The sequence below is a fragment of the Frigoribacterium salinisoli genome (assembly GCF_054781095.1).
In genome coordinates this window covers 593,820-606,001 of the sequence record NZ_BAAGVB010000001.1, presented here as the reverse complement: position 1 = coordinate 606,001, position 12,182 = coordinate 593,820, and the positions used below count along the sequence as shown (strand labels likewise).

The following is a 12,182-nucleotide window of genomic DNA, read 5'->3' as shown; positions in this document are numbered from 1 at the left end:
GGTGCGGGCGGGCTGGTGCGAGGGCGGGCGGTGCGGTCGTGGCGGTCACGGGTCAGTAGGCCCCTTCGTGGCGGAGCAGCACGCGGACGGTGCGCCAGATGATGACGAGGTCGCCCACGAGCGACCAGTTCTCGACGTACCAGAGGTCGAGGCGGACCCCCTCGTCCCAGCCGAGGTCGCTGCGGCCGCTGACCTGCCACAGGCCCGTGAGCCCGGGGCGGCAGGACAGCCTGCGGTGCACGTGCGTGGCGTACCCCTCGACCTCGGCGGGCAGGGGCGGGCGCGGCCCGACGATGCTCATCTCGCCCCGGAGGACGTTCCACAGCTGGGGCAGCTCGTCGAGGGACCAGCGCCGCAGGACGCGGCCGACGGTGGTGACGCGCGGGTCGGCGCGGAGCTTGAAGAGGAGCCCGGCGCCCTCGTCGAGGCCCCGGAGCTCCGAGAGCCGGGCCTCGGCGTCGACGACCATCGTGCGGAACTTGAGCATCTCGAAGACGCGACCGTCGAGCCCGACGCGGCGCTGGCGGAAGAACACCGGTCCTGCGCTGTCGACGCGGACGGCGAGGGCGACGGCCGCGGCCACGGGGGCCAGCAGCAGGAGGGCGGCGGCGGAGGCGAGGACGTCGAAGGCCCGCTTCGCGACGTGGCCGGGCCCGGCGAAGGTGGGCAGCTCGACGTGCACGAGGGGCAGCCCGTCGACGGGGCGGAACTGGACGCGCGGGCCCGCGACCTCGGCGAGCCTCGCTGCGAGCACGAGCTCGGTCGCGCGCCCCTCGAGCTGCCAGGCCAGGGTCCGGAGCTGCTCGTGGTCGGTCCAGGCCCCACCGGCGACGATGACGGACTCGGCACCCAGCCTCCAGACCGCGCGGTGGACGTCGTCCGGGCCGCCGACGACGGGGACCGAGCGATGTCCGACGAGGACGTCCTCGCGACCGCCGTCGGTGACGACGGCACCGACGACGTCGTAGACGCTGGACGCGGCCCGGTCGAGCCGGTCGACCACGTAGGCGACGTCGCTGCGCGTGCCGACGACGACGGCGCGGGCCAGGTGCTGGCCGGCGGCACGCCGGAGGGTCAACCAGCGGCGGAGCGCGCGCCGCCCCACGAGGAGCGCGACCGTGCCGAGCGGCAGCGCGAGGACGGGCACGTGCGGCGACCAGGCCACGCCGCCCAGGGCGAGGACGACCGCGAGGGCCACGAAGGCGACGACGCAGGCGTTGGCCACGCGCTTGTACTCCTGGCTCCCCGAACCGATGACGGCGAGGTCCCGGGTGCGGTAGAGCGCGAGGCAGGCCGCCCAGACGAGGCCGAGCCCGATCCCCAGGAGGATCGCGGGCGTCCCCGTCGCGTCGGGGGCGACCGGTCCGACCGCGACGGTCAGGGCCACGACGGCCGCGACGATCGCGTGGTCGACGAGGCGGACGCGACGACGGTACCGCAGGGCCCACCGGGCGCCCGTCTCCGTCTCGCCACGGCCGGCGCCGTCGGCGGGCGTGGCGGGGGAGAGCGAGGCGGCGGCCAGGGGTGCGGTCGACGACGGGGTCGCGGGGGTGCGCTGCATCAGGGACTCGTGCTCGGGTAGGCGACGACCCTCGCGCCTTCGGGGGCGCGTGGGGGCGGGGTGGGCGCCCGGCCGGTTCAGGACGGCCGGGCGCCCGGGGCGTCGGCTCCGGGGCGCTGCGCGGCGCAGGGGACGCGGCGCAGGTGGGTGCCCCGGTCGCCGACGGATCGGCTCGACGGCACTTCGGGGTGCTGGGTCGACCGACCACGGGGGCAAGCGGTTCGGGGTGGTGCGGGTGCCAGGTGCTCCGCCGCCGCCGAGGGGCTCGGCGGCGCGACCGCCAGGGGTTCGGGTCCCTGGGCGGGACGTCAGGGGTTCGGGTCCCGGACGACGGGGCGTCAGGGGTTCGGGTGCCTGACGACCGTGGGGCGCGACGTTTCGGGGCGTCGGCCGTGCGGATGGTGCGGTCCGGACGGGGTGGTCCGGGAGGCCCCGGTTTCGGGTCGGTGCCTCACGAGAACTGTACGGGGCGTGCACCCCCCGGTCCGCGCCCCCCGTTCGGGGGAGGGTACGCCCCCCGGGCGGGGGTACCACCCGCCCTCACCCTTCCGGGGGACAAGGGGTGGCCGTGCACGACCCCAGGGCGCCGGGCGCCGTGGGCGACGCCCGGGGCTGGAGCGCGGGGGTGCCGCCACGCCCCACGCCCGTCGCGAGAACCCCTGGTCACGGCGGTGACGAGGGCGGTCCGCGTCTCCCCGGCGAGGCCGGACCGACGCCGACCCCTTCGCCGACACCTGTCGCCCACAAGGGTCGAGCTGGGAAGCTGTCCCACGTGAGGGGGACAACTCCTGCCCCCCACGGTTCACCTGTCGTCTCACCCGCGGACACCACCCTGCCGGCGCGTCGCGCGACCGGCGCGGCGCGCCCGGGACCGGGTCAGGGGCGGGTGACGAAGCCCTGCTCGAGCATCCAGTCGAAGGCGACGTCGGCGGGCTCCTCGCCGCCCACGTCCACGCGCAGGTTGAGGGCCCGGAGGGCCTCGTCCGTGATCGCGGGCGAGATCTGCTCGAAGACGTCGGCGAGCTCCGGGTGCTCCTCGAGGGTGGCCGTGCTGAGCACCGGCGCCACGTTGTACGACGGGAAGAAGGCGGCGTCGTCCTCGAGCACGGTCAGGTCGAGGGCGTCGATGCGGCCGTCGGTCGTGAAGACCTCGCCGAAGTTGCACCGGCCCCGGTCCGTGGCCGTGTACACGGTGCCGGTGTCGAGGATGCTCACGTTGCTCGTGGGCACGCCGTCCGGCGCCCCCAGCTCGAGCCCGTAGTGCGCCAGCATCGGCGCGAACCCGTCGGCCCGCGAGTTGAACTCCGCCTCGACGCAGAAGGTGCGCTCCTCGACCGGCAGCGCGGCGATGTCCGACAGCGTCGCGACGTCGTCGAGCTCGGCCACGGCCTCCGAGCGCACGGCCATGGCGTACGTGTTGTTGAGCGGCGCGGGCTCCAGCCAGGTGAGGCCGTTCGCCACGTCCGCGTCGCGGACGGCCTCGTACTGCTCGGTCGTGTCGGGGATCCCCTGGGGCTCGCCCAGGTACGTCAGCCACGCCGTGCCCGTGTACTCGTACGTCATGTCGGCCTCGCCCGAGGTCATGAGCTCGCGCACGGCGACGCTCCCGGGCACGTTGGTCATGTCGGTGACGGTGAAGCCGGCCGCCTGCGCGGCGAGCACGGCGATCTTGCCGAGGATCAGCTGCTCGGTGAAGTTCTTCGCCGTGACCGTGATCCCGGTGCCCTCGGGGAGGGCGTCGACGCGCTCGATCGAGCCCGGTGCGACGGCGGGCACGAAGGCCGTCGCGGGCTGCAGGCCGCACCCGGCGAGCGTCGCCGCGGAGGCGGCGACGACGAGGGCGCAGGAGGCGCGGCGGACGCGGCGCAGGGCGCCGCCGCGGGACGAGGTGGCCGGCGGGTGCGTCATGCGGGGCTGAGTCCCTTCGGGCGGGCGACGTGCTCGACGACGCGCCCCACCCAGTCGATGAGGAGCGCGAGCAGCGCGATGAGGAGCGCGCCCGAGACGAGGACGCGCGGGAGGAACAGGTTCACCCCGGTGGTGATGAGCAGTCCGAGGCCGCCCGCCCCGATGAAGGTGGCGAGGGCTGCGGAGCCGACGAGCAGCACGAGGGCCGTCCGGATGCCGGAGAGCATGACGGGCACGGCCAGCGGCAGCTCGACCGTGAAGAGCACGCGGGTCGAGCTCATGCCCATGCCCCGGCCCGCCTCGACGAGTCGGGGGTCCACGCTCTGGAGGCCGATCATGGTGTTGCGCAGGACCGGCAGCAGGGCGTACAGGACGAGCGCGACGACGGCAGCGCGGAACGAGAAGCCGAGCCAGAAGGCCAGCAGCACGACGAGACCGATCGCGGGTGCGGCCTGCCCCACGTTGGCGACGGCGAGGACCGGGCCGCTGATCCGGCGGAAGGGTCCGCGGGTGAGCAGCACGCCGAGGGGGAGGGCCACGACGAGCACGATGACGGCCGACGTGAACGTCAGGGCGAGGTGCTCGCCCGTGTAGGCCAGGAGGTCCGCGGGGTTGAGCGTGGTCCGCTCGCCGTCGGTGAGGTCCGCGGTCCGCAGCCAGGCCACGAAGGCGGCCAGCACCACGAGCACCGCCAGCGGCTGCACGAGCAGGGCCCGGCGGGCGGCGGTCACGCGGCGGGCCCGTCGCCGACGTGCCCGGCGCCGGGGGCCGCCGGCAGGGAGGCCTCGAGGCTCCCGGTGTTCGTGCCGACCGGGGCGTCGCCCGCGACCGCCGCCGCCGCGCGCGCCTTCGTGATGGCCTCCATGACCACCTCGACCGTGATGACGCCGACGAAGGCGTCGCGGCGGCCGGTGACGAGGGCCGCGCCCGCGTTGCTGACGAGCATGGTGTCGAGCGCGTCGTTGAGGGTCGCGCCCTGCCCGACGACGGGCAGGGCCTCGTCGCGGCCCTCGGGCACGACCGGGACCTGCGCCAGGTCGCGACGGGAGGGCCAGCGCAACGGGCGGTCGCGCTCGTCGAGCACGACCGCGTGGCCGTGCCCGACGGCCTCGAGGCGCGACAGCACGTCGCTGGACCGCTCGCCCGGGCGCACCGTGACCGCCTCCGCGAGGTCGACGTGCCGCACCCGGGTGAGGGTGAGCTGCTTGAGCCCGGCCCCGGAGCCGATGAAGCGCTCGACGAACCCGTTCGCGGGCTCCGCGAGGATCCGCTCCGGCGTGTCGTACTGGACGATGTGCGCACCCTCGGAGAAGACGACGATCCAGTCGCCGAGCTTCACCGCCTCGTCGAAGTCGTGGGTGACGATGACGATCGTCTTCTGGAGCTCGGCCTGGATGTTGATGAGCTCGTCCTGGAGGCGCTGCCGCGTGATGGGGTCGACGGCGCCGAAGGGCTCGTCCATGAGCAGCACGGGCGGGTCGGCGGCCAGGGCCCGGGCGACGCCGACGCGCTGCTGCTGACCGCCCGAGAGCTCACGGGGGTAGCGGTCCCGGTAGGTGTCCGGATCGAGCGAGACGAGCTCGAGCAGCTCGTCGACGCGCGCCGCCGTGCGCTCCTTCGACCAGCCGAGCATGCCGGGGACGAGCCCGATGTTCTTGGCGACCGTCATGTGCGGGAAGAGCCCGCCCGCCTGGATGACGTACCCGATGCGCCGGCGCAGCTCGTCGCCGTCGATGCTCGTGACGTCGTCGCCCCCGAGCACGATGCGCCCCTCGGTGGGCTCGATGAGGCGGTTGATCATCTTCAGCGTGGTGGTCTTGCCGCAGCCCGACGGACCGACGAGCATGACGATCTTGCCCTCGGGGATCTCGAGCGTGATGCCGTCGACCGCGGGGCGGTCCTGGCCGGGGTAGCGCTTCGTCACCTGGTCGAGCAGGATGCTGCGCCCCGAGACGCCCTCCGCCTGGGTGCCGGTCGTGGTGTCAGTGCTGGACATGGAGGCCTCGCGAGATGGTCAGGCGGCCGAGGCCGACGAGCAGGAGATCGAGCAGGAGCGCCAGGAGGACGACGCCGACGACGCCGGTCACGACCGAGGCGAGCGCGTTGGCGCCGCCGAGACGGGACAGCCCCGAGAAGATGAAGCCGCCGAGGCCGGGGCCGAGCGCGTAGGCGGCGACGGCCGCGATGCCCATGACCATCTGCGCGGCGACGCGGATGCCGGTGAGCACGACCGGCCAGGCGAGCGGCAGCTGGACCGTGAGGAACGTCCGCGCCGGGCCCATGCCGAGCCCTCGGGCGCTCTCGACGAGCGCCGGGTCGACCTCGGACAGGCCCACGACGGCGTTGCGGAGGATCGGCAGGGTCGCGAAGAAGGTCACGACGATCACGCTGGGCACCACGCCGAAGCCGACGGGCGCGATGAGGAGGCCGACGAGCGCGAAGGACGGCAGCGTCAGCCCGACGGCGGAGACGCCGTTGGCGAGGCCGCTCAGGCGACCGCTCCGGTGCACGAGCGCCGCCAGGCCGACGGCCAGGACGACCGCCAGCGCCAGGCACTGCACGACGAGCCAGAGGTGCTGCCAGGAGGCGAACCAGATCTGGTCCCACCGGTCGACCACGAAGTCCAGGCCCATGCGCTCGCTCCCCGCGTCGGTCGCGCCGCCCCGGCCGGGACGACTGCACCACCCTAGGCCGGGGGCGGGGAGCAGCGACGGGCCCGAGGCGGGGTCGGGGCACCGGGCGACCGATCCCGGGACCGGGTCGTCCTCGCGGGGAACCCCCGGTCAGGGACGCCTTCCGGCCGAGGGGCCAGGGCGGGGGTCACGATTGCCTGTGAAGCGCGCAGCGAGTCGCCCGACGCCTGCCGGGCGTCCGCCGCACGCCTCCTCAGGCTCCCTCGCGGGCCTCCGGCCGGACGCGATGCCGGGCGTCGGGGTGCTCGTCGGGGAGGCGGTCGCCGGCCCCGAGGAGCTTGTGCCGGAGCGTGCCCGCCTCGTACGCCGTGGGGTACGCGCCGCGCGCCTGCAGGACGGGCACGACGTGCTCGACGACGTCCTCGAAGCTGCCCGGCGTGATCGCGTACGCGAGGTTGAAGCCGTCCACGTCGGTCTCCTCGACCCAGGCCTGCAGCTCGTCGGCGATCTCCTCGCCCGAGCCCACGATGCGCGGACCGAGGCCGCCGATGCCCGCGGCCCGAGCGATGTCGCGGATCGTCCACGCCTCGCCCGAGGCGCCGCTGCCGGCCTGGAAGTTCGCGACCGCGGAGCGGATCGCGTTGCTCTCGACGTCGCCCACGGGGTCGTCGAGGGAGTACGTCGAGAGGTCGACCCCCATCCAGCCGGAGAGCAGCACGAGCGCGCCCTCCTCGCTCGCGTAGCGCTGGTACTCCTCGTGCTTGGCGTGCGCGGCCTCGCTCGTGGCGTCGGTGATCACCGTGAGCAGCGTGTAGACGCGCGCCGCGTACCGGCCGCGCCCCGCCGCCTCGAGGGCGTCGCGGATCGCCGTGACGGTCTCGCGGAGCCGCTCCTTCGTGTGGGCGGCGACGAAGATCGCCTCGGCGTGGTCGGCGGCGAAGCGGATGCCGCGCGGCGACGCCCCCGCCTGGTAGATCACGGGCGTCCGTTGCGGGCTCGGCTCGGCGAGGTGGATGCCGGGCACCCGGAAGAACCGGCCCTCGTGCCCGATCGGGTGGACCTTCGTCGGGTCGGTGAAGACGCCCGTCGCGCGGTCGCGCACGACGGCGTCGTCCTCCCAGGACCCCTCCCACAGCTTCGTCACGACCTCGAGGTACTCGTCGGCGTGGTCGTACCGGTCGTCGTGGTCGAGCTGGTCGTCGGCGCCGAGGTTGCGCGCGGCGCTGGGCAGGTACCCGGTGACGACGTTCCAGCCCACGCGGCCGTCGGTGAGGTGGTCGAGCGTCGACATGCGCCGCGCGAAGGGGTACGGGTGCTCGTAGGCGGTCCCCGCGGTGACGCCGAAGCCCAGGTGCTCGGTCGCCGCCGCCATGGCCGACACGAGCAGCAGCGGGTCGCCGACCGGCGTCTGCGTTCCCTGGCGGAGGGTCGCCTCGTCCGTGCCCCCGTACACGTCGTAGGTCCCGAGCACGTCGGCGAGGAAGAGGCCGTCGAAGACGCCGCGCTCGAGCAGCCGCGCCAGGTCGGTCCAGTACCGCAGCGAGGTGTACTCGGCCGAACGGTCGTCGGGGTGCCGCCAGAGCCCGGGGGACTGGTGGGCCACGCAGGTCATGTCGAAGGCGTTGAGCCGGATGCGTCGGGTCATGCACCCCATGGTCACGCCTGTCGCCGCCCCGTCGCCCGGCGCGCGTCACGCGACGTCACGAGGGCCGCAGGAGGCGCGCCCCGCGACGGCAGGAGGCGCGCCCCCGGTGCGGGGACGCGCCTCCTGCGCTCGGGTGGTGGGCCCGCCTACGCGTCGACCTTCTTGGTGACCTCGAGGAACCCGGCACGCGGGTCGGCGAGGGCCTTGATCGGGGTCTGGTCGCGGCCGCCGACGAAGTTCGTCACCCAGCCGCTGAGGATGCGCCACTTCCGGTTGACCGTGGGCATGGCGTAGAGGTGGTAGCCGCGGTGGGCGAGCCAGGCGACGACGTTCTTCACCTTGACGCCCTTGAGGATGCCCGCCCCCTTGCCGATGCCGTAGCTGGCGACCGTTCCGACCGACTCGTGGCGGTACTCGGCGAGCTCGCCGCCGGCGAGGGTCGCGAGCACGTTGTCGGCGACCAGGGCCGCCTGGCGGACGGCGTTCTGCGCGTTCGGCGGGTAGTAGGCCGGCTGCGTGGTCGAGAGCAGGTTCGGCACCTGCGCGGCGTCGCCGAGGCCCCACACGCCGTCGAGGACGGTGCCGTCCTCGGTCGCGACCTGCAGGGACGAGTTCACGTTCAGGTGGCCCTTGGGGCCGAGCGGCAGGCCGAGGTCGCCGAGGACCGGGTTCGGCTTGACGCCGGCGGTCCAGACGATCGTGCCCGCCGGGATCGTCTCGCCGTCGCTGAGCACGACGTCCGCGTCGACGCACGAGGGCATCGTGGTCTGCAGGCGCACGTCGATGCCGCGCGAGCGCAGCTTGCCGAGGGTCCACTTGCTGAGCTCCGGGCCGACCTCGGGGGCGACGCGGTCGAGGGCCTCGACGAGGACGAAGCGCAGCTCGTCCCGGGAGAGCGTGGGGTGCTCGTCGACCGCGGCCTTGGCCGCGTCGTCGAGCTCCGCGAGGGCCTCCACGCCGGTGTATCCACCGCCGACGAAGACGACCGTCAGCAGGCGACGGCGGACGGCCGGGTCCTTCGTGCTCGCGGCCTCGGTGATGTTGCCGAGGACCCGGTTGCGCACGTAGGAGGCCTCCTCGACGCTCTTGAAGCCGACGCCGTGCTCGGCGAGGCCGGGCGTGGGGAAGGTGCGCGTGACGGCGCCGAGCGCGACCACCAGCTGGTCGTACTCGATCTCGCTCGTCTCGCCGTCGGGCGAGGTGACCGTGACCGTCTTCGCGTCGGCGTCGAGCGCGCTCACCGCGGCCTGGACGACCTTGGTCTTGCGCAGCGCCTTCTGCAGGTCGACGGTCACGTCGCGCGGAGCGATGTGACCACCGGCGACCTCGGGGAGGAACGGCTGGTACGTGTAGTACGGCGAGCGGTCCACCAGCGTGATGCTGGCGTTCTGCGGCGGCCGCTTCTTCTGCAGCTCGAGGGCCGTGGTGAGCCCTCCGGCGCCGCCGCCGAGGATGACGATGCGCTGTGTCATGTGGTGGTGTTCCTCCCTGTGGTGACCGTGGTGCCGCTGGGTGCGCCGTGCGCGCCGGTCAGCGGTCGCTCGGGACGTCCGAGTCGGTGTAGCTGCCGTCGGGCTCTCCGTCGTGGGGGCCCGCGGTGGTCGTGGTGTCGTCCGGGAGCTGGGCGTCGACGTACGACCCCTCGTCGTCTCCCGACGTGGCGCGGCGGTCGCGGTCGTCGTGCTCGTCGGCTCGGCCGTGGTGCTCGGTCATGGTGGCTCCCGTCCTGTCGTGGCGCGCGACGTCGTCGTCGCCCGTCGGTCCACCCTATTCCGGCGCACCGCCCCGCGTCGCGCCCCGGGTCAGAACCCCTCGGGCTCCCGGGTCACGTAGGGGGACTCGAGGCGGTCGAGCTCCTCGTCGCTCAGCCACAGGTCGACCGAGGCGACGGCGTCCGCGAGGTGGTGCGGCTTCGTGGCCCCGACGATCGGCGCGCTCACGACCTCCTGCTGGCGCACCCAGGCCAGGGCGACCTGTGCCCGGGGGACCCCGCGCTCCTCGGCCACGGCGGCGACCGCGGCCGCCACCTGCCGGTCGGAGTCCTCGCGCTGGCGGTAGAGGGTGCCGCCGAAGGCGTCCGTGGCGGTGCGTTCGGTCTCCGCGTCCCAGTCGCGGGTGAGCCGACCGCGGGCCAGCGGGGACCAGGGGATCACGCCCACGCCCTGGTCGAGGCAGAGGGGGTGCATCTCGCGCTCCTCCTCGCGCTGCACGAGGCTGTACTGGTCCTGCATCGACACGAAGCGCGTCCAGCCCCCGAGGTCGGCGGCGTGCTGGGCCTTGGCGAACTGCCAGGCCCACATGCTCGAGGCGCCGATGTACCGGGCCTTCCCCGAGCGCACGACGTCGTGCAGCGCCTCCATCGTCTCCTCGATCGGCGTCGCGTCGTCCCAGCGGTGCACCTGGTAGAGGTCGACGTGGTCGGTGCCCAGTCGGCGGAGGCTGTCGTCGATCGCGCTCATGACGTGGGCCCGGCCCAGCCCGGCGCCGTTCGGTCCGGGGCGCGTCCGGCCGTGCACCTTCGTCATCAGCACGACGTCGTCGCGGTCGGCGAAGTCGCGCAGCGCCCGGCCGACGATCTCCTCGCTGGTGCCGTCGCTGTAGACGTCCGCGGTGTCGAAGGCGGTGACGCCGGCCTCGAGGGCCTGCCGCACGAACGGGCGGCTCTCCTCCTCGGGCAGGCTCCACGGGTGGGCGCCCCGGTCGGGGACGCCGTAGCTCATGCAGCCGAGGACGATCCGTGAGACGTGCAGGCCGCTGGTGCCGAGGCGCGTGTACTCCATGGCACCGGAGGCTACGCCCGGGAACGAGGAAGGGCCCCGCTCTCGCGGGGCCCTTCTCTGCCGTTCTCACGGCTACTGTCTCAACACAGTGTGTCCGAGGGGGGACTTGAACCCCCACGCCCTATACGGGCACTAGCACCTCAAGCTAGCGCGTCTGCCATTTCCGCCACCCGGACTGGATGGTGTCGGGCTGACCCGACCCCGAAACACTAGCACGGCTCCGGAGGTGCTCGTGACCACGCCGACCGCGACCCCGTCCGACGGGGGTCGCGGAGGTAGCGTGGGGCGCATGACGACCGACCACGAGCCCGAGCTCGACGAGACCGCCCGGATCGCCCGCGACCTCATCCGCTTCGACACGACGAACTGGGGCGGCGGCAGGGCGCGCGGCGAGGCCGAGGCGGCGGAGTACGTGGCGGCGCACCTGCGCGACCTGGGCCTGCGTCCCGAGCTGGTCGAGTCCGAGCCGGGTCGCACGAGCGTGGTGGCTCGCGTCGAGGGAGCCGACCGCTCGGCCCCCGGGCTCGTCGTGCACGGCCACCTCGACGTCGTGCCGGCCGACCCCGCGAACTGGAGCGTGGACCCCTTCGGCGGCGTCGTGCGCGACGGCATGCTCTGGGGCCGCGGGGCCGTCGACATGAAGAACATGGACGCCATGGTCCTCACCGCGCTCGGCGACCTCCTGAGGGCGGGGGAGCGGCCGGCCCGCGACCTCGTCGTCGCGTTCTTCGCCGACGAGGAGGCGGGGGGCATCCTGGGCTCGCACCACCTCGTCACCCACCGCCCCGACCTCTTCGAGGGCGTGACGGAGGCGATCAGCGAGGTGGGCGGCTACTCGACGTACGTGGACGGCCGCCGCTCGTACCTCCTGCAGACGGGCGAGAAGGCCCTCGTCTGGGTGACCCTGCGCGCCCGCGGGACCGCCGGCCACGGCTCGCAGATGATCGAGCGCAACGCCGTGACGCGCCTCGCCGAGGCCGTCGCGGCCCTGGGCCGGAAGGAGTGGCCGATCGCCCTCACCGGCACCACGACGGCCCTGCTCGCCGAGGTGGCGCGGATCCTCGACGTCGACGTCGAGCAGGTCGCCCCCGACGAGCTCGTGCTGCGGACCGGCACGGCCAGGGGCTTCATCCGCGGTTCACTGCGCACGACGACGAACCCGACCATGCTGGCCGCCGGCTACAAGCACAACGTCGTGCCCGACACCGCCGAGGCCCGCGTCGACATCCGGTGCCTGCCGGGCACGGAGGACCAGGTCCTCGCCGAGGTGCAGGAGCTCGTCGGCGACGACGTCGAGATCGTCACGGTGCACCGCGACGTCGGCCTCGAGACCCCCTTCGGCGGTCCGCTGGTCGAGGCGGTCAAGGCCACGCTCGAGCGGCACGACCCGGGCGCGCCCGTGCTGCCGTACCTGCTCTCGGGCGGCACGGACAACAAGGCCCTCAGCCTGCTCGGCATCGCGGGCTACGGCTTCGCGCCGCTCCGCCTGCCGGAGGACATGGACTTCCCGGCGATGTTCCACGGCGTCGACGAGCGCGTGCCGCTCGAGGCGCTAACCTTCGGCAGTCGCGTCCTGCGCGACCTCCTGTCGACGTACTGACGCCGTTCCGTCGACGCACCGCCACGACGCTCGCCACCGCCGCCGACGTCCCGCA

General features: G+C 74.0%; 10 protein-coding genes and 1 tRNA gene. 1 reads left to right on the top strand and 10 read right to left on the bottom strand.

Going from position 1 to position 12,182, the window contains the following annotated elements:
- Positions 1-52 precede the first annotated feature (52 nt).
- The 10 genes from ACYVHQ_RS02880 to ACYVHQ_RS02835 form a co-directional block, all read right to left on the bottom strand.
- Positions 53-1,561, bottom strand: a complete 1,509-nt coding sequence (locus tag ACYVHQ_RS02880) for a sugar transferase (protein ID WP_460510626.1) — start codon at positions 1,559-1,561, stop codon at positions 53-55.
- An 876-nt stretch (positions 1,562-2,437) separates the two neighbouring features.
- Positions 2,438-3,469: a glycine betaine ABC transporter substrate-binding protein gene (locus ACYVHQ_RS02875; protein WP_460510625.1), complete on the bottom strand. Its 1,032-nt coding sequence runs from the start codon at positions 3,467-3,469 to the stop codon at positions 2,438-2,440.
- On the bottom strand, positions 3,466-4,200 hold the full coding sequence (locus ACYVHQ_RS02870; protein ID WP_460510624.1) for an ABC transporter permease: 735 nt from the start codon (positions 4,198-4,200) through the stop codon (positions 3,466-3,468). Before ACYVHQ_RS02870 ends, ACYVHQ_RS02875 begins: the two co-directional genes overlap by 4 nt.
- Positions 4,197-5,465, bottom strand: coding sequence for an ATP-binding cassette domain-containing protein (locus tag ACYVHQ_RS02865; RefSeq protein WP_460510623.1), 1,269 nt, complete (start codon positions 5,463-5,465; stop codon positions 4,197-4,199). The genes ACYVHQ_RS02870 and ACYVHQ_RS02865 overlap by 4 nt, the downstream gene beginning before the upstream one ends.
- On the bottom strand, positions 5,452-6,102 hold the full coding sequence (locus ACYVHQ_RS02860) for an ABC transporter permease (RefSeq protein ID WP_460510622.1): 651 nt from the start codon (positions 6,100-6,102) through the stop codon (positions 5,452-5,454). The genes ACYVHQ_RS02865 and ACYVHQ_RS02860 overlap by 14 nt, the downstream gene beginning before the upstream one ends.
- Positions 6,103-6,355: 253 nt before the next feature.
- A complete protein-coding gene (locus ACYVHQ_RS02855) occupies positions 6,356-7,747 on the bottom strand; it encodes an LLM class flavin-dependent oxidoreductase (RefSeq protein WP_460510621.1) in 1,392 nt (463 codons plus the stop codon).
- Positions 7,748-7,893: 146 nt separating this feature from the next.
- Positions 7,894-9,219, bottom strand: a complete 1,326-nt coding sequence (locus ACYVHQ_RS02850; RefSeq protein ID WP_460510620.1) for an NAD(P)/FAD-dependent oxidoreductase — start codon at positions 9,217-9,219, stop codon at positions 7,894-7,896.
- Between the two features lie 58 nt (positions 9,220-9,277).
- On the bottom strand, positions 9,278-9,460 hold the full coding sequence (locus ACYVHQ_RS02845; protein WP_460510619.1) for a hypothetical protein: 183 nt from the start codon (positions 9,458-9,460) through the stop codon (positions 9,278-9,280).
- An 89-nt stretch (positions 9,461-9,549) separates the two neighbouring features.
- Positions 9,550-10,527 carry an aldo/keto reductase gene (locus ACYVHQ_RS02840; protein ID WP_460510618.1) on the bottom strand — a complete coding sequence of 326 codons (978 nt, stop codon included), beginning with the start codon at positions 10,525-10,527 and terminating at the stop codon, positions 9,550-9,552.
- 91 nt (positions 10,528-10,618) lie between these two features.
- Positions 10,619-10,703: transfer RNA gene (locus ACYVHQ_RS02835), tRNA-Leu, on the bottom strand.
- A 113-nt stretch (positions 10,704-10,816) separates the two neighbouring features.
- Here ACYVHQ_RS02835 and ACYVHQ_RS02830 point away from each other — a divergent pair.
- The gene (locus ACYVHQ_RS02830) at positions 10,817-12,127 is read left to right on the top strand and encodes a M20/M25/M40 family metallo-hydrolase (RefSeq protein WP_460510617.1); all 1,311 of its coding nucleotides are present in this window, start codon (positions 10,817-10,819) and stop codon (positions 12,125-12,127) included.
- Positions 12,128-12,182: the final 55 nt, after the last annotated feature.